This window comes from Bradyrhizobium sp. AUGA SZCCT0182, assembly GCF_018130185.1.
Lineage (GTDB): Bacteria > Pseudomonadota > Alphaproteobacteria > Rhizobiales > Xanthobacteraceae > Bradyrhizobium.
In genome coordinates this window covers 45118-69445 of the sequence record NZ_JAFCLY010000001.1, presented here as the reverse complement: position 1 = coordinate 69445, position 24328 = coordinate 45118, and the positions used below count along the sequence as shown (strand labels likewise).

At 63.8% G+C, this 24328-nt stretch carries 22 protein-coding genes; 9 read left to right on the top strand and 13 right to left on the bottom strand.

From position 1 onward, the window contains the following. Nucleotides 1-108: 108 nt before the first annotated feature. On the top strand, nucleotides 109-321 hold the full coding sequence (locus tag JQ611_RS00290) for a dodecin family protein (RefSeq protein ID WP_212266730.1): 213 nt from the start codon (nucleotides 109-111) through the stop codon (nucleotides 319-321). A gap of 119 nt (nucleotides 322-440) precedes the next feature. Here the strand turns inward: JQ611_RS00290 and JQ611_RS00285 are convergent, their stop codons facing one another. The 5 genes from JQ611_RS00285 to JQ611_RS00265 form a co-directional block, all read right to left on the bottom strand. Continuing rightward, nucleotides 441-2009: a DUF4403 family protein gene (locus JQ611_RS00285; RefSeq protein WP_212464165.1), complete on the bottom strand. Its 1569-nt coding sequence runs from the start codon at nucleotides 2007-2009 to the stop codon at nucleotides 441-443. A 590-nt stretch (nucleotides 2010-2599) separates the two neighbouring features. Continuing rightward, the gene (locus JQ611_RS00280; protein WP_249132819.1) at nucleotides 2600-2965 is read right to left on the bottom strand and encodes a GYD domain-containing protein; all 366 of its coding nucleotides are present in this window, start codon (nucleotides 2963-2965) and stop codon (nucleotides 2600-2602) included. 333 nt (nucleotides 2966-3298) lie between these two features. Then, nucleotides 3299-4276 (bottom strand): tripartite tricarboxylate transporter substrate binding protein, encoded by a 978-nt coding sequence (locus JQ611_RS00275; RefSeq protein WP_212464163.1) that lies wholly within the window; start codon nucleotides 4274-4276, stop codon nucleotides 3299-3301. A gap of 252 nt (nucleotides 4277-4528) precedes the next feature. Next, nucleotides 4529-5212, bottom strand: coding sequence for a L,D-transpeptidase (locus JQ611_RS00270; protein ID WP_212464161.1), 684 nt, complete (start codon nucleotides 5210-5212; stop codon nucleotides 4529-4531). 276 nt (nucleotides 5213-5488) lie between these two features. Then, nucleotides 5489-6889, bottom strand: a complete 1401-nt coding sequence (locus JQ611_RS00265; protein ID WP_212464160.1) for a TAXI family TRAP transporter solute-binding subunit — start codon at nucleotides 6887-6889, stop codon at nucleotides 5489-5491. A 135-nt stretch (nucleotides 6890-7024) separates the two neighbouring features. Between JQ611_RS00265 and JQ611_RS00260 the strand changes: the two genes are divergently transcribed. From JQ611_RS00260 to JQ611_RS00250, 3 genes are all read left to right on the top strand, one after another. Beyond that, on the top strand, nucleotides 7025-8080 hold the full coding sequence (locus JQ611_RS00260) for a glycosyltransferase family 1 protein (RefSeq protein WP_212266719.1): 1056 nt from the start codon (nucleotides 7025-7027) through the stop codon (nucleotides 8078-8080). 38 nt (nucleotides 8081-8118) lie between these two features. Further along, complete coding sequence (locus tag JQ611_RS00255) at nucleotides 8119-8808, top strand: class I SAM-dependent methyltransferase (RefSeq protein ID WP_212464158.1); 690 nt, start codon at nucleotides 8119-8121, stop codon at nucleotides 8806-8808. A gap of 120 nt (nucleotides 8809-8928) precedes the next feature. Next, nucleotides 8929-9546: a hypothetical protein gene (locus JQ611_RS00250; protein ID WP_212266717.1), complete on the top strand. Its 618-nt coding sequence runs from the start codon at nucleotides 8929-8931 to the stop codon at nucleotides 9544-9546. Nucleotides 9547-9678: 132 nt separating this feature from the next. On the opposite strand, the gene JQ611_RS00245 is transcribed toward JQ611_RS00250, so the two are convergent. Further along, nucleotides 9679-11343 (bottom strand): aminotransferase class III-fold pyridoxal phosphate-dependent enzyme, encoded by a 1665-nt coding sequence (locus tag JQ611_RS00245; RefSeq protein ID WP_212464156.1) that lies wholly within the window; start codon nucleotides 11341-11343, stop codon nucleotides 9679-9681. A gap of 34 nt (nucleotides 11344-11377) precedes the next feature. Between JQ611_RS00245 and asd the strand changes: the two genes are divergently transcribed. From asd to JQ611_RS00230, 3 genes are all read left to right on the top strand, one after another. After that, nucleotides 11378-12247 (top strand): archaetidylserine decarboxylase, encoded by an 870-nt coding sequence (asd, locus tag JQ611_RS00240; RefSeq protein ID WP_212464154.1) that lies wholly within the window; start codon nucleotides 11378-11380, stop codon nucleotides 12245-12247. 118 nt (nucleotides 12248-12365) lie between these two features. Further along, the gene (locus JQ611_RS00235; protein ID WP_212266709.1) at nucleotides 12366-12536 is read left to right on the top strand and encodes a hypothetical protein; all 171 of its coding nucleotides are present in this window, start codon (nucleotides 12366-12368) and stop codon (nucleotides 12534-12536) included. 247 nt (nucleotides 12537-12783) lie between these two features. Beyond that, a complete protein-coding gene (locus tag JQ611_RS00230) occupies nucleotides 12784-13320 on the top strand; it encodes an NUDIX hydrolase (protein WP_212464153.1) in 537 nt (178 codons plus the stop codon). A gap of 165 nt (nucleotides 13321-13485) precedes the next feature. Here JQ611_RS00230 and JQ611_RS00225 read toward each other — a convergent pair whose 3' ends face one another. The 3 genes from JQ611_RS00225 to JQ611_RS00215 form a co-directional block, all read right to left on the bottom strand. Beyond that, nucleotides 13486-14841 carry a FecR domain-containing protein gene (locus JQ611_RS00225; RefSeq protein ID WP_212464152.1) on the bottom strand — a complete coding sequence of 452 codons (1356 nt, stop codon included), beginning with the start codon at nucleotides 14839-14841 and terminating at the stop codon, nucleotides 13486-13488. 179 nt (nucleotides 14842-15020) lie between these two features. Then, the gene (locus tag JQ611_RS00220) at nucleotides 15021-15341 is read right to left on the bottom strand and encodes a hypothetical protein (protein WP_249132818.1); all 321 of its coding nucleotides are present in this window, start codon (nucleotides 15339-15341) and stop codon (nucleotides 15021-15023) included. 244 nt (nucleotides 15342-15585) lie between these two features. Continuing rightward, a complete protein-coding gene (locus tag JQ611_RS00215; RefSeq protein WP_212464150.1) occupies nucleotides 15586-16407 on the bottom strand; it encodes a DUF2147 domain-containing protein in 822 nt (273 codons plus the stop codon). A 168-nt stretch (nucleotides 16408-16575) separates the two neighbouring features. On the opposite strand from JQ611_RS00215, the gene JQ611_RS00210 reads away from it, so the two are divergent. Beyond that, nucleotides 16576-17478: a DUF2147 domain-containing protein gene (locus tag JQ611_RS00210; protein WP_212464149.1), complete on the top strand. Its 903-nt coding sequence runs from the start codon at nucleotides 16576-16578 to the stop codon at nucleotides 17476-17478. Between the two features lie 351 nt (nucleotides 17479-17829). After that, the gene (locus JQ611_RS00205; RefSeq protein WP_212464148.1) at nucleotides 17830-19047 is read left to right on the top strand and encodes an extensin family protein; all 1218 of its coding nucleotides are present in this window, start codon (nucleotides 17830-17832) and stop codon (nucleotides 19045-19047) included. A gap of 150 nt (nucleotides 19048-19197) precedes the next feature. Here the strand turns inward: JQ611_RS00205 and JQ611_RS00200 are convergent, their stop codons facing one another. The 4 genes from JQ611_RS00200 to JQ611_RS00185 all read right to left on the bottom strand — a co-directional run bounded on the left by JQ611_RS00200 (nucleotide 19198) and on the right by JQ611_RS00185 (nucleotide 24074). Continuing rightward, complete coding sequence (locus tag JQ611_RS00200; protein WP_212464147.1) at nucleotides 19198-20106, bottom strand: xanthine dehydrogenase family protein subunit M; 909 nt, start codon at nucleotides 20104-20106, stop codon at nucleotides 19198-19200. After that, nucleotides 20103-22793 (bottom strand): molybdopterin-dependent oxidoreductase, encoded by a 2691-nt coding sequence (locus tag JQ611_RS00195; protein ID WP_212464145.1) that lies wholly within the window; start codon nucleotides 22791-22793, stop codon nucleotides 20103-20105. Before JQ611_RS00195 ends, JQ611_RS00200 begins: the two co-directional genes overlap by 4 nt. After that, nucleotides 22790-23467, bottom strand: a complete 678-nt coding sequence (locus tag JQ611_RS00190) for a TetR/AcrR family transcriptional regulator (RefSeq protein ID WP_212464144.1) — start codon at nucleotides 23465-23467, stop codon at nucleotides 22790-22792. The genes JQ611_RS00195 and JQ611_RS00190 overlap by 4 nt, the downstream gene beginning before the upstream one ends. 118 nt (nucleotides 23468-23585) lie before the next feature. After that, on the bottom strand, nucleotides 23586-24074 hold the full coding sequence (locus JQ611_RS00185) for a peptidoglycan-binding domain-containing protein (RefSeq protein ID WP_212464142.1): 489 nt from the start codon (nucleotides 24072-24074) through the stop codon (nucleotides 23586-23588). Nucleotides 24075-24328: the final 254 nt, after the last annotated feature.

Genomic DNA, 24328 nt, shown 5'->3' with positions numbered 1-24328 from the left:
TGCGTGCAATTGCTGCACCGCATCCTATCAGGTCTGAAATCCCGATGTTAGGCTGAGGCGCGGCAGGAGCACCTTAAGTCCTGCCTGTAACATCAACGGGAGGACGACATGGCTGAGAGCGTCTACAAGGTGATTGAGCTGATCGGTACCAGCAAGGACTCCTGGGAAAAGGCCGCGACCGCGGCCGTCGCGAGGGCCGGAAAGTCCTTGCGCGATCTTCGCGTCGCCGAAATCGTGCAACTCGATCTGCAACTGGACGCCAAAGGCAAGGTCGAAGCCTACCGCGCCAAGGTGAAAGTCTCGTTCAAATTCGAAGGCTAGAATGTAGGGTGGGCAAAGACGCGCAAGCGTCGTGCCCACCATTTTCTTCTCGGCAAAGATCTGGTGGGCACGGCGTAAGGACGCCTTGCCCACCCTACGATCTGTCAGCAAGGACGGCGCTACAATCCCGGCAGCGTGGTCACAAACACATTGATGGCGCCTTCGGCTTCCGCGATCACGCGCAGCGTTTTCGAATCGAAGGCGATGTCGGCCAATCTCAGCTTGGTGATCTCGGCGGCGACGCGAATGCCGTCCTCATTCTTCTGGAAGTCCGCGATCACGGCGGCGATCTTTTTCTGCGCATTGCTGGCGAACGGCTTGAGGTCGACGGTGGCCTTGTCCGCCAGCGCCTTCTGCAGATGTGGCATCGCCGCGCGCGCCGCGGCGCCGAGCAGGCCGAACGCCGCTTCCGACTCGACCGCGAGTTCGACATCGGCCAACCGCAGGGTCTGCTGTGCCTGATCGAGCACCGGCTTGCCCCAGATATGAACAATGGCCTCGCCGCCGAAGCCGAAGAAACTCTTCTTCTCCTTGGCGTTCACCAACAGCGAAATCAGCAGGCGATTGCCGGATGCCGCCACCGTGGCGCGCTTCACGGTGACGTCGACTGAACCCGAACCGTCCTCGGGAAAGGTCTTTCCGGCGAACTGCGCCTCGACGATCTTGTTGATGTCGGTGAACGGCATGTCGACGGGGACGCCGATCGCAACCCGGCCCGGCGTCGGCGGCACGATCGAGATGGTGGCGGGGAACGGGCAACTGGGCTTGGTCTCGACCGGGGTAATGCGGGTCTCCGCCTCGATGCCTAGCGTCAGTATCAGCGCCTGCGCGTCGACGCGCGGTTGGGCCGCGATCGCCCTTGTTGGCCGCAGCTCCAGCCACAGCGCCGGCAGCGATGAGCTGGCGCTGGTACCCTGCAGCAAGATCGAGCGGCAGGCCTTGGCCCATTGCACCTTCGCGTTGTTTTCAAACGCGGGATCGTTACGCATCCGCGCCTGCACCAGGTTGATCTGATCGGCGACCGTCTTGTCGATCAGCGGCTTGACCTGGGCCGGCACGTTGATGCGGGCACCGGCCATTGTAACGCTGGTGTCGCCCAGATTCACCTGCGCGGCAAGATTGGGCTCGATGCGCCAGGCGGCGGCGATCTTCGGCCGCGCGGTGATGACGACATTGCCCTTGATCTCGGCTGACGCGTTGAGGTTCTTGATGTTCACGCTGCCGATCTGTTTGGCGACGTTGCCGCCGAGCAGGCCGCCGAGCGCGTCGCCGACCGCCCCCGTTGCCTTTGCCGACAGCGAACCGGTGACGTTAAGCGTCCCGGTCAGCGGCGTCGTCAGCGTCAGCAGGTCCTGCCCGCCGGTCGCGGCGATTGGGCCGCGCGAGGCGGTCCAGCCGATATCGGCGTTCTGCAGGATCTGCGAGATGGGATTTTCCGCCTTGCCGTTGAAGGCGCGCGGCGAACCGCGATCGGCGGCGTCGCGGATCGCCGTCAGCGCCACCGCGATCGGCGCCATCACGGTGGAGCTGCGCGGGGCGGGAGCGAGCGGCGGCAATTCGACAAGCACCGGCGGCTTGACCGTGCCGCTCGGCGCCAGCCAATCCATAGCTTTCAGGCTGATCAGAAACGAGACCGCGATTACCGCGGCCCCGATCAGGATCGTTTTGGAATGCATCGGCAGACGCATCGTCCCCCCGGACCGATTGAACTACTTCTCTTACAGGGGCGGCGAGGGGGGCGCCAGAGTGGGCCGGAACTCATCACGTTAATCCGTTAATCCGTTAATCCGTTAACACCGGGCACGCCGTAGCGGCGTGCGGACAAGGCAACAAGGCTTGGCGAGATGGCGGATTAACGGCACGATGGCGGCAGACGCCATGCGATTTGCGGCGCTCACTAATAATTGCGATTGCTTGATCGGACCGGGCGAGGGTTGGCGGATTGCCTAGCCGAAGAAATCGAGGCGCCGAGAAAAAAGCGCCCACATGCAAATTGCGTGGGCAGCGACGGATGTGTAGATTCAATGAAGTCAGCGAGCCGACGTTGACGAAGGCCTCAGCAACGCTGAGGTTGATCCTGTCCGTGAGGCTGGATTGGGCGACGGCTCGCTGGCGTCCGGCTTCGCCAAGGCAACGCGAAGCCTCCGCGCGATCATCCTCATCAAAATCTCCGCACATCGATCTCGGACGACGATCGTTCGTCGTCGGCGCAGGATGGAGTTACGAGTGGCGCCCAACGGGCCGCGCTTTGCGCGCGCCCGTTGGGCTCTTCTGCGGACTAGCCGCCGGGCGGCGTGTATGAGGCACGAAGCTGGACCGCCTTTTGGCGAACCAGCATGATTTCATCCTGCGTCCACAAACGAGTCAGGTGTACATTGTGGATGGCACCGGATGCCACCACCGTGCCTGAAATGGCCGGTGCTGCATTGGGGTCAGGTACATCGAAGATTACCAGAACGCCGGGACCATCGGCAGCGGTGCTATACATCGAGAGTAATTTGCCACCAGCTGCTTCGATCAGCTTTTTCGCCGCTTCATGGCGATTGGTCTTGGGATTTTCCATGATTTTGTTGAGAGCCTGAGGCGTGTATTGTGCTGTCATACAAAAATGCATGATGTTCTCCTGTTGGGTGTGTTTGATCAACGAGGCGCACGCCTCCCTGCCGACTCCATCGAAAACGGATCGGCCCCCCAAAACGTGAGATGAACATTGCAAGCCCGCCGTGGGCAAAATACCGCTAGCACTCCAACGGGCTTTCGGCACTGCCCGCTTGCGGCTGTCGATTAGCCTACATCAATCGCGCGTCATGCGGAAGAGCGCTTGGGCCGGGACCGTTCGGCTCAATCCTAAATCGAAGCCGAAGAGCCCTGCTCGCGTCGAAGGGTCGGTCCGGCGCAGGAAGAAGCGCGCGATGAAAATCGCCAACGCGCCGCAGCCGTATGGGCTTATGGAATCGTCGGCGAAGTGCCGACTGAGTCATTCCGCCTTGATGTTTGCCGTGCGGATCACCTTGCCCCACTTCTCGGTTTCATCGGCGATGAAGGTGCCGAAGTCGGCAGACGAACCTGAAAGCATCGTGCCGCCAAGATCGGTAAGTCGCGCCCTTGCCACAGGGCTGGCGAGGATCGCGTTGATTTCCTTGTTGAGCAGGGCAACAATTTCGGCCGGCGTTTCCTTCGGGGCGCCAACGCCGAAAAACGCACTCGCCTCAAAGCCCGGCACGCTATCGCCTACCGTCGGGATATCAGGCAAGCCATGCCAGCGTGTTGCGGTTGTGACCGCCAACGCCCGCAGTCGGCCAGCCCTGATATGTTCGATCGAGTTGGAGACGTTATCGAAGGCGACCTGTATTCGGCCACTCAGCAGGTCGGTCAGCACACCTGGCATGCCGCGATACGGCACATGAACCATGTCGACACCGGTCATTTGCTTGAACAACTCGGCGCAGACATGGACGGAGGTTCCGATGCCGGCCGACCCGTAGCTGATGCTGCCGGGATTGGCCTTGGCATAGGCAATAAGCTCGGGAACGGTCTTAACCGGCAATGAAGGGGTCACCTCCATGACGTTCGGCACACGCATGATGGCCGCGACCGGCGAGATGTCGCGGATGAAATTGAAACTGAGATTGTCGTAAAGCGCCGGACTGATTGCGTTCCCGACGCTGATCAGGAGCAGCGTATGGCCATCGGGAGACGCGCGAACCACGGCTTCGGTGGCGATGTTGCTGCCGGCGCCCAGACGGTTCTCGACGATGAATTGTTGCCCGAGGCGCTCCGACAAGGCCTGGCCAATGATGCGCGCCAGGATGTCGACGATGCCGCCGGCAGCGAACCCGGCGATGATCCGAACCGGCCGCGAGGGATAGGTCTGCGCCCGCGCCATCCGCGAAGCGGCCGGGAACGCGGCAGCACCCGCTGCCAGATTCAGAAATCGACGGCGCTGAAGCTTCATGAATCCTCCCTACAATCGACGGCGGCGTCATTCCGCCTTTTTTGACCGCTGAACACAGCCGGCTGTTGCTGGTGCTGATTGTGCCAGCCGACGGCGTCGTTGCTTTTTATTGCCGAATTCTCAAGGAACATATCGCACTTCGGCCGTGCGCGAAGATGTTTTTGGAGGATCGGACTGGCGGTAGCGAACTCCGCAACGCAAAAACGGCCCCGGCGAACGCCGGAGCCGTTTTTGGATTTCGAAGATTGGGTCTTAGCGGATGGTGCGGCCGAGGTCGGCGCGGCGATCCGTCATTGGCAGCACGATCACCTTGGTGCCGACGCTGACCCGCGAATAGAGGTCGCTGACGTCTTCATTGGTGAGGCGCAGGCAACCGGATGAAACGCGGGTGCCGATCGTCTCCGGAGCATTGGTGCCGTGGATGCGATAGATGGTGCCGCCGAGATACATCGCGCGCGCGCCGAGCGGGTTACCCGGGCCACCGGTCATGTGGCGCGGCAGGTAGGGCTGGCGGGCGATCATTTCCGGGGGCGGCGTCCATGCCGGCCATTCCGCCTTCTTGGTGATCGTCTGGGTGCCGGACCAGGTGAAGCCGTCGCGGCCGATGCCGATGCCGTAGCGCATCGCCTGGCCGTTGCCCATCACCAGATAAAGATAGGTGTTGGGGGTGTCGATGATGATGGTGCCCGGAGCTTCGCGGGTGTTGTAGTTCACGACCTGGCGGCGCAGGCGGGCGGGCAGCTCGAAGCGCTCTTCGTCCTGCGAGGGAGCAACCGCAACCGGCGGCGGAGCGGCTTCGACCGGGGGCGCCATGAAGAAGGGAAACAGCGGCAGCGGGGCTGCGGCGGCGGGTGCGGAAAATGCGGTAGCGCCAATCGCGATTGCGCCGAAAGCGGCGGCGGCGAGGCGGGTATTCAATTTGAATGAGCTGAACATCGGTCGTCCCCTTCAGTTTGCGCCCTGTCGCGCCAGTTCCAGCGCGTCGTTGAGGCAAACCAGTACAGGCCAACCGTTTCAGGACATTTGCACAATGCCGCCAAAATGGTTTCGTCGCGTTAGGGAATTGTTTCAGGACGGCTTCGTCGCAGGGTCTTGGGGGACGGCAGCGGGGCGCCGTTCGTGCGCAAAGCATTAAAAAAATAGAGAAAAAGCCGCCGTTCCTTAGAACCTCGGTTCTGATTGGATCAGAACCGAAGTTCTCCGGAAAACGCTTTAGCTCTGCAGCGCCCGCAGCCGCTGCATGTCGGGTTCGGCCGTGCCGATCATGGCGCGGCGGTCCGCCACCGCATGGTGGAATTGTTCGAGCGCCAGACCGATCGCGGCCAAATCCCCGTCCTCAATCGCACCGTCCTCGTGACAGTCGAGCGCCTCGCGCAACAGCGCATCCGCCGTGCCCTGCATCTCGGACAATTCTTCGGGCGTTTCAGCCATGCGCGCCTTCGAAATCAGGTCGAGCAGATTGTCGCGATGCTCGGAATATTGCTCGCGCTCTTCCCGCTTCCAGTAATGCTGCAGCCATGCCCATGCCGAGCCGATGCCCGAGAACACCATGATCGCGAACCAGAGATAGTCGGTATTTCTTTCGAGGAACGTGCGCTCGTTGCCGTCGATATAGGCGGCGGCGCCCTGATGCGCCGGCAAGGCGGCGTCCTTGTCGGTGTCGGGCTTCTCGATTTGCGCGGCGCTCGGCAATTCGCGTGCGAGCTGCTGGCGGTGGGTAAAGATCTGGCGGGCGAGCGCGCCGACCGCGGTGTCGGACAGCGTCTTCGGCGCGATGATCAAATGGTTGACGCTGACGGTATCGATCTTGTCTTCGGGGCGCGCCGGCGACGATGCGAAGATGCTGCCGGGAATTTCCTCGGCTTCATAGACCGGGTGCTTCTTCGCAATCGTCTCCGACACCTCGATCGGGAGAAATTTCGGTTCGCCCCGGACCGCTACGGTGGCGTTGATCGCGTCGACGGTGATCTTGCTGTTGAGCGGGCCGACCGTCATGAACGCGTCGACGGCCTGGTCGCGCGCCATCTCGGCGAGCTGATTGACGCCGAACTGGGTGATCGTCACCTTGTCGACCTTGATTCCGGCCTCGGTCAGGATCGTGCGCAGCAGCTTGACGTTGGCCTCCGTTCGTCCGACGACGCCGACGCGATGTCCGGCGAGTTCGTCGAGGCTCTTGATCTTGGCCACCGGCGTTTTCTTCGAGCCCTTCGGCGCGATGCCTGACGGCGCCCACAGCACGACGACGTTCTTGCGCAGGATGGCGACCGACTCGGCGTTGGCCGGCAGGTTCAGATCGCCGCGCGCCACCGCAAGGTCGGCCTTGCCGGTATTGAACAGCGCGATGCTCTCGGCCGCGCCCGGGGTCGAAACGAGCGACAGCCGAACCGAGCTGTGATCGCGCGCGAAGGTCTGCGCCATCAGCTGGATCAGTTTCTGATCGTCGCTTCCGGGAGGGCCAACCGCGATCCGCAAGGTGGTCGGCTGCAACAGATAATAAAGCGTGGCGGCGGCGGCGCCGAAAACGAAAATTCCGGCGGCGAGGACCAGCAGCGCATAGTTCTTTCGCTTCCGACGCGGGCGGGATGGAGCGGAATTTGCGTTCGGGTTTGACATCGTACTGTCACGTTACACGAAAAAGCGCCGGGGCGACGGGAAAAACATCCTTACAGATCGATGACGTCATACGCTTGAAATATCCATGAACCAACGTCGGGAAGTGAGAATCATGGATAACCCCGGGGTCCCGACATGCGGGTATTGATAGCAACCGACGCCTGGCATCCGCAGGTGAATGGTGTGGTCCGGACGTTAACCTCGCTGGCGCGCAGTGCGTCCAAGCTTGACGCCGAGATCAGCTTCCTGACCCCCGACGGATTTCCGTCCGTCGGCGTTCCCACCTATCCCGGCTTGCGCATCGCGCTGCCGAACCGCCGCGAGATCGCGCGCCGGATCGAGGCGGCGGCGCCCGAGGCTATACATATCGCGACCGAAGGCCCGATCGGCTGGGCGGTGCGCGGCTATTGCCGCCGCCACAAGCTCGCGTTCACCACGTCCTACACCACGCGCTTCCCGGAATATGTCGCGGTCCGCACCATGATCCCGGCCAGCGTCGGCTACGCTTTGCTGCGGCATTTTCATGCGGCGGCGTCGACCACGATGGTCGCGACCGCCTCATTGCGGCAGGAGCTGAGCGAGCGCGGCTTTCGCAAGCTTGGCTTCTGGACCCGCGGCGTCGACACCGATTTGTTCTCGCCTGAAAGTCCGGCCACGATCGACCTGCCGCGGCCGATCTTCATGACCATGGGCCGCGTTGCCGTTGAAAAGAATCTCGAGGCGTTTCTCGCGCTCGATCTGCCGGGAACGAAAGTCGTGGTCGGCGACGGGCCGCAGCGGGCGCAGCTGGCGCAGAAATATCCACACGCCGTCTTCCTCGGTGAGAAGAAGGGCGAGGATCTCAGGTCGCATCTCGCCGCCGCCGATGTCTTTGTGTTTCCGAGCCTCACCGACACCTTTGGCGTGGTGCAACTGGAAGCGCTCGCCTGCGGCACGCCGGTTGCGGCGTTTCCGGTCACCGGGCCTTTGGACGTCATCGCCGATCATCCGATCGGCGCGCTGGACGGGGATCTGCGCAGCGCCTGTCTGCGCGCGCTGACGATGTCGCGCGAGGCCTGCCGGAACTTTGCGCTCGGGCGTTCCTGGGAAAACAGCGCCCGTCAATTCATCGGCAATCTGGCCGCGCTGCAGCCCAGCCGCGCCACGCTGCCGGCGCGCCGCATCCCCGGCACCAGCGCCGTACAGGGTTAGTTCAATGTACTTTTTGAAGAGAGACGAGAAGGCAGACCATGGCAGACATCATCAAGCTTGACGGCACCAGGGCGTTGGACTTCGACCGCGAGACGGTCGAGCAGGCCTACGACCGCTGGGCGCCGGTATACGACCTCGTGTTCGGCGGCGTGTTCAGCAAGGGCCGCAAGGCAGCGATTCAGGCCACCAACAAGATCGGCGGCCGCGTGCTCGAGGTCGGTGTCGGCACCGGCATCTCGCTGCCGCAATACGCATCCCATCTGCGCATCTTCGGCACCGACATTTCGGAAGCGATGCTGCAGAAGGCCAAGAAGCGCGTCGACGAGCTCAACCTGAAGAACGTCGAGGGCCTGGCTGTCATGGACGCCGAGAAGCTCGAATTCCCGGACAACTCCTTCGACGTCGTGATGGCGCAATACGTCGTCACGGCGGTTCCGAACCCGGAAGCGGCGCTCGACGAATTCGCCCGCGTGCTGCGCCCGGGCGGCGAACTCATCATCCTGACCCGCGTCAGTGCGGATGCCGGCGTGCGCCGCTTCATCGAGCAGCGCCTGCAGCCGGTGGTTCGCCCGCTCGGCTTCCGCACCGCCGAGTTCGCCTGGTCGCGCTACGCGCAATGGCTGGCCGGCGCGCCCGGCATGGAGCTGGCGGAGCGCCGCCTGGTGCCGCCGCTCGGTCACTTCTCGCTGGTGCGTTTCCGGAAACTCGACGTCGCGAAAGCTGCGTAGCGCCCCGTAGCGGCGCTGCGTGAACGCATCGCCGCGAAGCTTCATATGACATTTAGGTGATGTCATACGCTGGACATCGAATCCCGTTAATCCTTAACCCGAAAGAATTTGGGGGAGATCATGATCAAGAACTTCATGCAGGAACTGCGAACCCAGCGCTGGGACGACCATCGCTATTATCACCACAGCCGCATCAACCAGTCGCTGCACTTCGTCAGCGCCATGAGCTTCCTGTTCGCCTATGTCATGCTGTTCATCGATCCGATGGTATCGGCGCTGGTCGGCTGGCTGGTCTCGATGACGTCGCGCCAGGCCGGTCACTTCTTCTTCGAGCCGAAGGGCTATGACCACGTCAACCACGCCACCCACGAGCACAAGGAAGATATCAAGGTCGGCTACAATCTTCAGCGCAAGGTCGTGCTGATGGTGATCTGGGCACTGTCGCCGCTGGTGCTGTATGTCGATCCGACCCTGTTCGGCATGTTCGCGCCGTGGGAGACGACGGCGGACTTCATGCGTCAGGTCGCCAAGATCTGGCTGGCGATCGGTATCGGCGGGCTTCTGTTCCGCACCATCCACCTGTTCTTCATCCGCGACGTCGAGACCGGCCTCGTCTGGATGACCAAGATCGTGACCGACCCGTTCAGCGACCTCAAGCTCTACTACAAGGCGCCGATCGCCCTGATGAAGGGCGAACTGATCGACCCGGGCCTCGAGAAGCACGTCAAGCACGCCTGATCGTTGATCTTGAATCTATCAAATGCGCGTCATGCCCGGCCTCGTGCCGGGCATCCACGTCTTGGCGACAGACAAAGGAAGACGTGGATGGCCGGGACAAGCCCGGCCATGACGAGAAATGAGAGAGCGGAGTTACCGCATCCACTTTCGCGTGAACATCTCTTTCAGGATCTGCCGCTTGATGTTCTTGTTGGTGAGGCCTGCATCATGCCACCACCAGCCGTCGCGCTTCATTTTCTCGGTGGCGGCGACGAAGCGGTCGGCGACTGCGGCAAAGTCGTCATCGGTATAGTTCAGGCTGAAGATCAGCCGGCCTGTGCCGACCCAGCTCAGCGCCAGCCCCTCGGCGCGCAGATAGTATTGCAGCATCCAGTTGTAACGGGACGGCTCGGTATAATGCACCATCCAGATCGACGACAGATTGCTGACGCGCACCGGAAGGTCCTGCGCGGCGAGCCGGTCGTTGAGCGTCTTGGCGCGCGCGTTCCAGGTCTCGTCGAGCCCGCTATAGACCGAATTGAAATTCGGGCTGGCGAGCCGGCCGAGGAATTCGTCCATCGCGGTCATGACGTAGGGATGCGAATTGAAGGTGCCGCGGGCAAAGCAGATGTCGGCGGGGCGATCGTCGCGAAAACGCCGCATCAGATCCTTGCGGCCGCAGACCACGCCGACCGGAAGTCCGCCGGCAAGACTTTTCCCATATGTCACCATGTCGGCGCGGACGCCGAAATATTCCTGCGCGCCGCCGGCGGCGAGGCGGAAGCCGACAAAGACCTCGTCGAGGATCAGCACGATGCCGCGTTCGGTGCAGACTTCGCGCAGCTTCTTCAGCCATTCGGTATAGGCGTCGCGGTCGAAATTGCCGGAACGCGAACTGTCGACCAATGCGGAATCGCCGGGCGCGTTGGCGTTCGGGTGCAGCGCCTGCAGCGGATTGACCAGCACGCAGGCGATGTCGCGGCGCGTGTTCAAAACATGCAGCGTCCGCTCCGACATGTCGGCGAGCGTATAGGTCTCGTGCGGCGACACGGGATTGCCGACGCCGGGCTGCACGTCGCCCCACCAGCCGTGATAGGCGCCGGCAAAGCGAACCAGATGCGTGCGTTTGGTGTGGTAGCGCGCCAGCCGGACCGCCTGCATCACGGCTTCGGTGCCGGACATGTGGAACGAGACTTCGTCGAGGCCGGAAATCTCGCAGAGACGCTTGACGTTGTCGGTGATGACGGGGTGATAGGGGCCGAGCACCGGTCCGAGCGCATGCGCGCGCTTTTCCGACTCGGTGATGCAGTCCTTGTAGAAGTCGTTGCCGAAGATGTTGACGCCGTACGAGCCGGTCAGGTCGTAGGAAACATTGCCGTCGACATCGGTGACGGTGACGCCGGCCGACGACGCCACGAAGGCGCTGGTGGAAAGATGCTCGCGCACCAGGCGGCTGTACTGGAACGGCACCCGGTAGGCTTCGGTGAATTGCAGGTCGGAAATGTGCTCGGCCGCCTCGGCGGTCATCTGCCGGCCCTTGGCGTAACGATCCTGATAGACACCGGCGAGCCGGAAGAAGCCGTCCTGGCGTTGCATCGCGACATCGGCCGGCGCGCCGTCGGAACAGAAGAAGTCGCCGATTTCGAATTCGTAATGCGGCACCAGCCGCGCGACCATCTTGGACATCTTGGAATGTCCGGTCAGCGAGCGGTGTTTGGCGCGCGAAAGCGCCAGCCGCGCCTGCAATTTGGGGAAGGTCACCGCGGCGCCGGCAATCGCAACGGCGGACAGCGACAGAATCGAAAGGGGCGAATCCATGCCACCAGCGCTAGCTAATCCTGCTAACAGATTCATGACAGTCAAAGGCCTGATTTCGGCCTTTACCCAGCAGGAAGACCTCAATTTCCTGCTGACCAACCGGATTCCCCGGGCGGCCATCACCCGTTTCATGGGGTGGTTCAGCAAGATCGAGAACCCGCTGGTGCGGGACGCCTCGATCGCCTGCTGGCGGCTGTTCTCCGATCTCGACCTGTCGGAGGCGAAGAAGACCGAGTTCAAGAGCCTGCATGATTGCTTTACCCGCGAGCTACGCCCGGGCCTGCGCCCCGCCGACCCGGATCCGAACGTTGTCGCCAGTCCCTCCGACGGCATCATCGGCGCGTTCGGCCGGATGGAGGACACAAGACTGTTCCAGATCAAGGGCGCGCCGTATTCGCTGCTGGATCTGCTCGGCGATCCCGCTTTGGTGGAGCGTCACCGCAACGGCCGTTACCTCACGCTGCGGCTGACCTCGAGCATGTACCATCGTTTTCACGCGCCCTATGACGCCACGATCGAGCGGGTGAGGTTCATCCATGGCGACGTCTGGAACGTCAATCCCATTGCGTTGAAAAGGGTGGAGCGGCTGTTCTGCAAGAACGAGCGCGCGGTGCTGGAGACGCGGCTTGCCTCCGGCGAAGCGCTGACGCTGGTGCCGGTCGCCGCGATCCTGGTCGCCAGCATCCGCCTGCACTTCCTCGATGTGACTCTCAACGCGCAGAGCAGGGGGCCGGTGGATTTCCCGTGCGCCGCCAGCATGCGCAAGGGCGATGAGCTTGGCTGGTTCGAGCACGGCTCGACCATCATCGTGCTGGCGCCGGAGCATTTTGAGTTCGCCGACAATGTCGCTGAGGGTGCGCGCGTTCGTGCCGGTGAGGCGTTGCTGCGGAAGCCAAAGGGATGATTGTGGTGTTCCGCAAGGCACTGCCGCGACTGTGAGCTGGATCACCGAGGCACCGCTACACCTCGTGCGATTATCTTGGCTCCGCTAACACCTCCGCACCAAACAAGGGAGCAGTGCCATGACGCAGACCAGCAAGTCGATCAATGGAAACCAGCGCACATTGGACGAGCGGGTCTTGAAAGATGGTGAGCTTGAGGCCGTTTCCGGTGGCGCCATGTTCGGCAGCGCGTTTTCCGAAGCCCTGAAGTCAATCGGGGAAGGGCTTACAACAATGGCACGTAAGGGCTGACTGCGTTGTCAGCGCCGAAGCGACTCAGCGGCGGTGCTCAATAAATCAAAATCACAGAAGCCGCCGTGAGGCGGCTTTTCTTTTGCTGCGTGCCGGCCGTCAGATGCGGGCGATTCCTGTTATGGATTGCATGCGGCGTCTCGAGACCACTGGAACTGCATCGTGCGTTGACGAACCGAGACGGTAGCATCGCCGTACGAAATTCTCTATGTGTGGAGCATTCCAACGACGATCGGAGAGGATGGCGATGGCGCGAGCGCCTGTGCTGGCGGCGGGAGGCATTGTTTTGCGGCGGGCGGCGACGCCGCTGGTCGCGATCGTGCGCCTGCGCAAGCGCAACGAATGGGTCCTGCCGAAGGGCAAGCTCGATCGCGGCGAGACGCCGAGGGCTGCGGCCGAGCGCGAAGTCAATGAAGAGACCGGGCACGATGTCGCCGTGCACGAGTTTCTCGGTACGCTGGTCTACGAATCCCGCGGCGGCTCCAAGGTCGTGCACTTCTGGCGGATGGAGGCAGGCGCCGAGCCGGTCCGTAAACTGATGCGCGACGTGAAGGCGGTGGAGTGGCTGCCGCTGGCGGATGCGGTCGAGCGGCTGTCGCGCGGCTATGAGCGGGCGTTTCTGGAAAATGTCGGGCCGATCGCGATGGCTGCGGGGAGGGTCGCGCCGCCCGGGATGTCGGTTGCTCGTACCCCGGAGCCAATCCAAATTGAAGCGATCAGCGAAGTGCGGGATCGACGCAGCCTCGTGCAGAAAATGCGGGACTGGTTTCGACGCGCAGCGTGATCCTTGGACTCCCTCGCCCCACGCTTGCGGGGTCGAGACGAGCGAAGCTCGCTCTTAGAGGGTTGGGGTGAGGGGCCTCTCTCCCAGCAATGACTGTTGAGAGACCGGTACGGATTGCTTCGCAATCCGACCTCTCCCCGCAAGCGGGGCAAGGTTAGGCCTCACCTACCGCACGTCCTTCGGCGGCTTGCTTCCTCTTGGCGGCGGCGCGCGCCCCGGCACTGGCCGAGCTGGCTGACTTTGCCGCAGCACACCGGGCGCAGCCTGCAAACCGCCGGGCCGTGAGCCTTGCCGGAAGCCCGGTTGCTGAACGCCCTGTTGTTGACCGCCGGGCTGCTGGAAGCGCTGCGGCCCACCAGCTTGCGAGGGCGCGCCTTGTTGGACGCCCGGTCGTCCCGCCGTCACCGGTTGTTGCGGCTGACCGGGTCGCGGCGGCAAGCCGGTCTCCCGTGGCGTACCCGGCTGCGTCGATCCCGGCCGCTGCAACGACCGACCCTGCCGGTTAGGCGAGCCTGGTTGCTGCAGCTGTTGCGGCTGGCCCGGCCGGTTCTGCAATCGTTGTTGCCTGGGACGATTCTGTAAGCCCGGTTGCTGACCGTTGCGGTTCTGTCCCGGCAATCCGTTTTGCTGCGGTCCGCGGCGCGGTGCGTTGCCACGATTGAAGCCGGGGTTGGCGCGGCGGAAATCGCGCTGCTCGTTGAAGACGCGGCGGCCGAGATTTTGCGTCGAGTGCACCTGCCGCACAAAGCCCTGATCGCGTTGCATTTGTTGCGGCGAAATCGTCAGCGGCACCGCGGCAAAGCGCATGCCGCCCGCGCCGGGACTTATCGTAAAGCCGCTGGAACCCTGGTTGAGGAAACCCAGCCGCGCGCCGGCGCGGTCGTTGACCTCGATGCGTCCAACCCTGCCGTCGGCGTCGGGATAGAGTTTGATGGCGACGTTGTTCGGGCTGTTGGCGGCCGCACCTTCCGGCACCTCGACGAGGCCGGTGGTGCCGCGAATGCCCAGCGTCGCGGTCGGCGTGGTGATTTTCATGTCGCCGGTCTTGGCGACGGCGGCGGCGACGAAGGCAACCGTGCCCTTGGCGACGTCGAATACGCCGGCATTTTGCTTGCCGCCATCCTCATAGACATAGCTGTCGATGGTGATCTGCGAATTCGCCTTGAGGTTAAAGGTGGTGGCGTCGCTGAAGGTGATGCCGAGCGAGGACTTTGCGCCGGTCTGCACGACGTCGTTCAAATAGATGTCGTCCTTGACCTTGAGCGGTGTGGTCTCGTTGTTGCGGATAACGCTGGCGCTGCCGGTCACGGTCGCGACATTGCCGATCGGCTCTTCCGCGGCCTGTTGTGCGTCGGCCGCGGGAGCCGCCGGATCGGGCGCAGCCTGCGCCGGCGCCGCAGGCTGCGCGGGTGCGGCTTGCGCCGATCTTGCTGTGACGGAGGGGCCAGCGAAACCGTTCGTCGCGCCAAACAGCGTGCCGCAAACCAACAGCAGAAGCGCGAATCGCAACCGGCGCGGCATCAAGGGGAGTTCCGGGAACAGGGAGAGACGAGGGCGAGGAGCGGCGCCGCGATTTCAGCGCTGCCGGGCTGAATGCGGGATGAACGTTTCCGCCTTGTTGTCATGGTCAGGCAAAACGGACAAGCGCCACGTCCGGCATCCCCGGGCATGGCGCTTTCTTATCTTACATAGAGTGTTGATCAGCCGCGCTTGTGCGGGGTCAGGTTCAGCGGCTTCGACGGCTTGGCCGACGGCGCGTAGCTGACGGGTGTCGCGGCCGGGGGCTCGTAACGGAACACGGCCTTGCAACCGTCGCTCAGCGACGCGCGCTGCCGGATCATGCAGGCGGTGACGCGATCAACATCGGGAATTTCCGCTCCGCACAGCCGCATCGCGTCGCCGGCGCACATCTGCTCCTGCTCTGGCGTATGCGCCACGGAAACGGTGGTCAGCATCCCGAATGCAAGCGTGGTCGCGATCAGCAATTGGCAGTTACGGATGGTGGAGCGTGCGAAAGCCATGGAGTGTCCCTCTTGCATGTTTGGTGAGTGGTGCGCCCGAGTTGCGCGCCGGGTGGCGCCTCGTTGGGCAAGAGAACTACGCGGGCTTGGTTTCGGGATTTCTTCGTCGCGGGACCAAAACGGTTTCGTCGCGCGGAGAATTGTTTCGTCGTCTATCGCGAGTAAGGAGTCGTTAACGAATGGAAACCCGAAAAGGGCCCCGTGACGTGTCACGAGGCCCTTGCACGTCCAGCTCGAAGAAATATCAGCTCACGCGCTTCCAGGTCTGGCCGCCGCAGAACATGCCGCCGAAGGCGCAGCCCTGCACGCGGAGGGAGCCGTTGCTCTTCATCGACATCGTCGAGTCGTACTTGCGGCCGCTGTCGGGATCGTTGATCCGGCCGGCCCACTTCGAGCCCTGCGGTTTCATGTTGATCAGGATCTTTTCGCCGGTCTTGACGGCATAGCCGCAGAGATTGTCGCCGCACTGCTCGATGCGGACATTGCCCTTGTTCTCTTCGGTGGCCCAGACGCCGATCGGCGAGTTCGGATCGGACGCGGGGCCAGCGTCAACCGGAGCCGGAGCCGGAGCAGGCGCTGAGTACCTGGCTGGAGCCGGCTCGGCAGCCGGCGCGGGTGCCGGTGGTGCGACGTCGGTTTGCGGAGGCGCGGCGGCGTAGGTGGTCGGAGCCGGGGCAGGGGCAGGGGCCGCCGCCTGGTCAGGAGCCGGGGCCGGAGGGCGGTCCTGCCTTGGAGGCGCTGCCGCGTAGTCATCGTCGTTGTAGCGCTTGGGCTGGTAGCCGTTGTAACGGGGCTTCCCGGCCGCCGGCGCGTAATCATCATTGTAGCGCTTGGAGCCGCTGTATTCAGGTCGTGCCGGCGCCGGCGCGACATCGTCATCGTCGTCGTAGCGGTTGGACTTGAGGCCCTTGAAGCCGGGCGCCGTGATGTTGATGCAGGACAGCGAGGCACAACCGCGCGGCGCTTCGATGCGGACGCGCTGGCCTTCGATCTGGAACGAGATGCCTCCGGCATGGGCCGAGGTGGTGGCCAACAGCAGGGCTGCGAGGATGTAGAGCTTCTTCATGAGAGCCTCCTGGGCGGCTTGAATTGGTTGGCGATGAACTTGCGCAGACCCTATGCCCGGCCGGGTTCGCCTTCTGTGACGTAGGTCACGGGGAACCCAGGTGACTCAAATCACATCCAGGGGAACCGGCCGCGGCCTAGCTTGTGCGCTCAACCCGGGGAGGGTCCGATGAAGCGCCTTTGTTTTCTCGCCGCGCTGATGCTGCTCAGTCCGTCCGCGTATGCGGGTGACTCGATTTCATTCGTGGTCGGTGGCCATCGCATCCAGATCGACGCGTCCAGATATTGCCGTTCGACCTCCTGCGCCTCGGTTTCGATTTCGGGCACCTCGCGTAACCGAAGTCGTTATGACCGAGGTCGTTATGACGACCGAGGTCGTTATGACGACCGTGATCGTTACAACGACGATGATCGCTATCGCGATGATCGCAGGATCAGCGAGTCAACGAGGACATTACCAACCGCACCGGCGGTAGCTCCGCCCCCGGTTCAATCCGTTGCCGCTCCGCCGCCGGCCGTGTACAGGCCGGCCGCCGCCGCGACGCAAATCGTGCCTGCGCCGCAGTCGCCCGCTCCGCCGGCAACACTCGCTGTTCCGCCCGCGCCACCGCCGCAGCCACCGCCTGCACCACCGGTTGCGAAGCCGGCCGAGCCGGTGCGCCCGGCGCCGGTGGCCGTGCCGCAGATTTCGCGTGTCTCGAATGATTTCGCCGACGATGCCGACACGCCTGTTGGAGACTGGCAGACCGAAGGCAAGGGATCGGTTCGTATCGCCAAATGCGGCAACGCGCTGTGCGGCTACGTGCTCAATTCGTCCTCCAACGACAAGGGCGAGGCCGTCCTGATCAACATGAAGCCGAAGAGCGAGAAGCAGTGGACCGGCAGCGTCTACAGCCAAGCCAGCGGCGACACCTATTACGGCACCATGGATATGAAAGGCCAGAACACGCTGCGCGTCGAAGCCTGCGCGCTCGGCCGCTTCTACTGCTCGGGCAACAACTGGCGCCGGATTACGACAGGGAACGAAAGCCTGATGTCGTCGCGGCAGACTTTTGTGGAGCCGCGGTCGTAGTCATCACGCATGAAAATGCCCGGTGGAGCGACCACCGGGCGAACAGTTTTCGATTGGCTTCAAGAAGCGGAAGCCTAGAACACGCCGATCACAATGGCGCCGACGAAGGCGAATGCGAGATACGCGGTTACAACGCTCAGTCTGCTAACCATGGTCATGGGAATACTCCCTTGGTTCACGTCGTGCCCGCTCATAACGCTTCAGGCTAACAAAGCGTTCCCGGCCCAAACAAGTCAGCGTTGCTGTCCATCCCGGCCCTGTCCACAGCCGGTGGTTCCAGCAAGCATGGTAAATGATTCATGAAATCAACGTGTTGAAGACTTCTTAAATAAATTCGCCGAACGTGCGCGGATGACGCGCGGAGTTCGTTTGTATCTCGTCGGCTCCTTCGTCCTTGTCTCCTTGGCGGGTTGCGGCCGCGGACTGTTTCAGTCCGCCGAGCGTGAACCGTGGCGGGCCGAGGCCGAGGTCGCATGCCTGAAATCCGGTGCGGTCAAGGAGACCCCCGAACTGGTCCGGATTGACCCGATTTCCGGTCCCGGCGCCTGTGGCGCGCAATTTCCGCTGAAAGTCGCAGCCCTCGGCGAGGGCAGCCCGAGTTTCGGTTTTGCCGACGAGTTGCGGCCGCCCCGCGCTATCGGCAACCAGCCGCGCTGGCCGGTCCGGCCGGCGCCTGCCGCCGCACCGTCGCAGACCTATTCCGATACGGCACTGCGCCAGCCGAGCTATGGCGCGCCGTCCAACGGGCCGGTCTCGCTGACCGCGCCGGGCGTGGCCCAGCAGGACGACGAAATCGATCTGCCGGCCGAAGGCGCGCCGCAATCGCGCGACCCGCGCGGCGGCGGCTCTTATATGGCCGCGCCTTCTTATCCGCCGCGCGACCGCTACCCGTCATCCCCGAATTATTCGCCGGCACCCTATTCGCAGGCGCCAGCCGCCGCGCCGCCGCGGCTCGGGCCGACGCTGGGCGATCCCGTCAACACGGTGGGGCCGGTCGCGATCAAACCGACCGCGACGCTGGCCTGTCCGATCGTCTCGGTGCTCGACCGCTGGCTCGCCGATTCGGTGCAGCCGGCCGCTCAGCGCTGGTTCGGCGTGCGCGTGGTCGAGATCAGGCAGATCTCCGCCTATTCCTGCCGCGGCATGAACGGCAATCCGAATTCGCATATTTCCGAACACGCTTTTGGCAACGCGCTCGATATCGCCTCCTTTACGCTGGCCGATGGCCGGCGCGTGACGGTGAAGGGCGGCTGGCGCGGCATGCCGGAAGAGCAGGGCTTTCTGCGCGACGTGCAGGCGAGCGCCTGCCAGCAGTTCAACACCGTGCTGGCGCCAGGCTCCAACCGTCACCACGAGGACCACATCCATGTCGATCTGATGCGCCGCTCCAGCGGGCGGGTGATCTGCCAGCCGGCTGCGGTGTCCGGCGACCAAGTCGCGGGTAGGGCCGGAGGGCGCAGTCCCTACGCTTCATCGCGCGAGCCCTGGACGACGGGTTCGCTCGGCGGCAAGAGGGCGCACCGGCACTCCAGCAAGGTCAACGAGGAAGACGAGTTCGACGGCCATTAGGCCCACTGTCATCGCCCGCCTTGTGCGCAATTGCGCACTGGAGCGGGCGATCCAGTATTCCAGAGACGTCAGCGATAGAACCGAATGGCCGCGGCGTACTGGATACCCGCATGCGCGGGTATGACACCGTTTGTTGAAGGCTCAGCCTGCTTACGCCCCCAACTTCTCCAGCACATCGCGCACCACGCCTTCCAGCAGATCGAGCTTGTAGCCCGTCATCGGCAACGGCTTTGCGCCTGAGGTCGCAAGCTTGGCGGCCACTTCAATGTTCAACGCATTGGCCGCCTTGCCTTGCACGGCGCCTTCCGCCGCCTTTAGCCGCAGCGGCACCGGCGCGATGCCGCCGGCGGTGAGGCGGATGAACTGGAACGCGCCGTCCTTGATGACCGCGCGGGCGCAGACTTCGACCAGCGGCCATTCCGCATAGGAGCGGCTGATCGCGCGCTTGTAGAACGCGCGCTCGCCTTCCAAGGGCTTGGGCAGTTCAATTCCCCGGATCATCTCGCCCGGCTGCAGCAAATTGTCGACGGTGCCGTTGGAGCCGTCGCCCAGCACGTCCGGGATCGACAGGCCGCTTCGCGTGTAGGTGATGATGGTCGCGTCATAAGCGAGCAGTGTGGCCGCCATCGTGGAAGGATGCGGTGCGACGCAGGGGCCGAGATCGAAGGCGACATGATAGAGGTGATTGCCGTTGCGGGCGGGACAATCGGTGCCGCCCTTCTTCAGGCAGGCGATATGCGGATTTCGAAAATACCAGCAGCGTGAACGCTGCGCGATATTGCCGCCGAGCGTCGCGAGGTGACGGATCTGCGGCGTCGCGAGGCCCTGCGCCGACGCCGCAATGCCGGGATAGGCCGCGGCGATGCTTCGATCGGCGGCGATCGCAGCGATGGTTGTGTAGGCGCCGATGCGCAGCGTGCCGTCGGCGCCCCAGTTCATGCCCGAGATGTCAGACGCGGGCACGATATCCATCAGCGGGCCCTTCGAGACGCCGCTGCGGCGGCGTTCGGAAAGGTCGGTGCCGGCGGCGCGGAATTCGGTCGTCATGGCTGATGTCATGCGGCGGCCCTCCCTTTCAGGGCTGATATCAGGCGATCAGGCCGGATCGGCAACTCCATCGGCCGGATGCCGGTGGCGTTGTAGATCGCGTTGGCGACCGCAGGTGACGTCGGCACGGTGGCGACCTCGCCGATGCCGACGCTACCGCCGAGCACGTGATCGAAACCGGCTTCGTCGAAATGCACGTCGATCACGGGCGTGTCGGCTATCCCTGGAATCCGGTAATCCTCCAGCCCGCCACTCAGCGTATCGCCGGTGCGCCCGTCGATCTCGCGCGCTTCGTAAAGCGCGTAGCCGATGCCTTGAATGACCGAGCCCGCCGCCTGGCTTCGCGCCAGCGCGGGTGCCGCGATCTTGCCGACCGCAATGCCGGTGTGGACGTTGAGGACGCGGACATGCCCGAGCCAGGTATCGACTTCGACCTCGATCACCTGCACTGAACTTGGCACGCCGGCGCCGATCACCATGTTGGACATCCAGCGCATCATCTTGCCGAAGATCCAGCCCAGAATCCCCACCTGCTTCAGCGGCGACTCAACGCCCGGCGCCATCTGCCTGCTGTCCTCCGGCCGCACGCCTGATGCGGTGAGGTCGGGCGACGCCGCCAGCAATTCGCGCCACGGCGCATTCGAGCCCGGCGCCGGCTTTCGTTTTGCATTCTTCTCGATCGCGGCCTTGAGCTTTTGAATCGCGAGCAATGTCGGCGGCACCACCGAGGCCGTGGTGCGGCTGCCACCCGAGCCCGGGCCTACCGGCAGCTTGGAATCGCCGATGTGAACCTCGACCTCATGCGGTTCGAGGCCGAATTCGCGCGCCACCGTATTGGCGATCACGGTGCGGCTGCCGGTCCCGATATCCTGGATCGCCGTACTCGCGATCAGGCGGCCGCCCTTGACCGATACTTCGACCTTCGAGCCGGGCTGCCAGAGATAAAGCCAGTATCCGGCGGCGACGCCGACGCCGCGGCGATAGCGGCCGGTCTGCTCGGCCGGTGACTTCCGGTTGCGCCAGACGTCGAGCCCTTGCGCCCATTCATAAAGCCGCCGGCGGTTGGGATCGGTATCCCAACGTTTGCGCAGCTCGATTGGATCGACCTTCATCCGCAGCGCGGCTTCGTCGATCGCCTGCTCCACCGCGAACGCCATCGGCGGTCCGCCGGGGCCGCGAAACGCCGCCCCCGGCGGCAAATTGCTGATGACGTCGAAATCGGCGAGCTCCTTGCCATCAGCCGGATAGATCAGCCGTGCCAGGGTGGCGATGGTGGAATTGATCGCGGCGCCAGTGTCGGCGTAGGCCGTGAGCGACAGCGCTTTCAGGCCGCCTTGCTCGGACGGCAGCAGCGCGAGCTTGACCTCCGACGCCGGCCGATAGCCGGTCACCGAAAGCTCTTCGTGGCGATCGAAGGCGACGCGGACCGGCGCGTTGGCGGCGCGCGCCAGATCGATCGCGATCGTCGTCTCCGCGCCGAGGCTGGCCTTGGACCCAAAACCGCCGCCGACGTGATCGGCGATGACGCGGACCTTGTCGTGGTCGAGCTTGTAGCGCTTGGCGATCAGCTCCATCAGATGGAACACGCTTTGCGTCGAAGCGTGCACGGTGAGCCGGTCGCCTTCGAAATGCGCGACTGTGGCGTGCGGCTCCAGACAGGTATGCGATTGCGTGCCGGTCCGGAACACGCCTTCGACCAGCAACGGATTTTTCTCCTGCCGCGCGCGTTCGACCCAGCTTCGGACTTGCTTCGGCTTGAGCGAGAACGCAGCTGACGGTCCGCGGATGTTCGCCTTCCACGGCGCCGGCGCACCGGCGCCTTCGGAGACGTTGCCGGCTTTCTTGCGGTCGGCCTTTTCGAACACCACAGGCGCATTGGGCTTGCGGGCTTCATCGAGCCCGATCACCGAGGGCAGCTTTTCGCTGGATATTTTGATCGCGGCAATCGCTGCCAGCGCGGTCTTGCGATCCCTGGCCGCGACGGCGGCGATGGGCTGGCCGACAAAGCGGACGATACGGTCTTCAGCGAGCAGCGAGATCGCGGCGCCGACACCCGGCAGCGCCAGCGCGGGCGCGAGGTCGAGCTCTGCGATTTTGCCATGCGCGATCTCTGAGCGCAGGATGACGCCTTCGAGCTGGCCTTCATGACGGATGTCGACGGTGTATTTCGCCGCACCCGTCACCTTGTCGCGCGCCTCGACGCGCGGCGAGACGATGTCGCCGCCGTCGAACTGGCCGCTGCAGGCCGCGGCCACCGCGCTGAAGATGCCGTCATAGGCGCCGCAGCGGCACAGATGCCCCGACAGGACAGCGCCGATTTCATCGCGCGAAGGTGTTGCCGTTCCTCGTGTTGCGCGCCAGTGGTCGTGAAACGCCGCGGCCTCGACGATGAAGCCCGGCGTGCAGAAACCGCATTGCAGCGCGTCGTGCACCATGAACGCCTTCTGCACCGGGTGCAGCTTTTCGGCGCCGATGCCCTCGACCGTGGTGACTGTCTTGCCGGCGGCGGCGCGGGCCGGCATCAGGCAACTCGCCACCGGCGCGCCATCCACCAGCACGGTGCAGGCGCCGCAAACGCCGGCGCCGCAGACGAGCTTGGTGCCGGTGAGATCGAGATCACTTCTAACCACATCGATCAGCATGGCGTCGACGTCGTCGGGCAGGGGTGCGACACGGCCGTTGATCGTCATCGTACTCATCTGCGATCTCCTGATTTGCGGGCGGTTTTGCTTGCGACAGGTTTTGTTGCAGGTTTTCTTGCAGTTTCTCTTGAACGCGGCTTCGGCGACGGGCTCACGGCGCCGGCAACCAGCGTGCGCACCATGATGCCGAAATCCCGCAGGAAGGCGTCGGCCGGCTGCATCGCCGGATAGGCGGACTTGGTGCCGTTGAACGCCATTTCGACGCACCTCGCGAGGTCGGACGCGGTCATGCCCTTGATCGCAAGCCGTTGCTTGCGGCAGACGCGTTCGATCGTGGACGTCAGCTGCGCGGCATAATGCGCGGCATATTTCTGGTAGATGTCGCGGGCCTGCAGCAGGTGCTCGGAGAACAGCTCTTCGATATGGGGCGAACCCTCGAGTGGCGCGATCAACTGCCCGATCCGCGCGGTGATCTCGGCGATCAGGATGTCGGCGAGACCGCCGCCGGCCTTTTCGGTGGCCTCGCGCCCCGCGATCTCGGCGGCCAGCGCGTTCTCATGCAGCCGCTCGATCACGGCGCGGAACAGCTCTTCCTTGGACTTGAAATGATGGTAGAGCGCCTGACGTGTCAGGCCGGCGGCCTCCGCCGCCTGCTCGATCGACGAGCGCCGAAACCCCTGCCGGCGGAACACCAGCATGGCGGCATCGAGGATGCGGTCGCGGGGCTTCATTTGACGAATTTGACAAAATTAGACGAAGTGTCAAATGACGGATTTGTGTTGGGGCGCGGCTAACTGCCCCACGTCTCGCTGCCGGTCGCGGCGGCCGGGTTCAAGGACCATTTACGGATCACCGGCGTCCGAAAATTCCGCCGACCACGCCGCCCACGACGCCGCCGATCACACCAACCGGACCGCCGCCGCCCCCGCCGCGACGACGGGCGCGGCGCTCGTTGCCGGACTTGTTGTCGCGGATGCTGGCGTTCGCCGTCGAGACGGAATCGTTCAGGAGTGCCTGATGCTGCAACGTGTTGAGGAAACCGGTCTTGGGATAGTCGCGCGCGGCCTGCCAGCGCGTGATGACGGCGCGGGTCCGCGCGTCGAACTTTCCGTTCGCCCTGGTGTCGAAGCCGAGACGGGTCAGACGGCGCTGCAGGTCGCGGCGCCTGGGCTTGTCGAGGCCGATCCGATCCTCGGTTTCCTGCGTTGCTTCGTCGGTAAAGACCGCCTCATCCACGGATGCGGCCTGATCGCGCGTGGTCGTGCTTGGCCCGGCCTTGGCAGCATCCGAGCAGACAAGAATTCCCAGGATCGACAAGGCTAGGATCAAGACACGCATGGCCTATTGTTCCCCGAGTCTCTCAAATGATTTCGCTTTGAGAGCCTGCGTCGGTGCAAATACGAACCCGGCTTTTGAATCAAAGGTCGATTTTGGTTTCGTCGCTGGCAACTGCTGGCGGGAACACTTGTTCCATAGCGGGCGTCGATTGTTGCACCGCATGACACTCAATGATGGCGGTCGCCGCAGCTGTAGCCCGCATGAGCCACCGGGTTGCGCGAATGCGCGCCCGATGACAGGCTCCACGACATGCG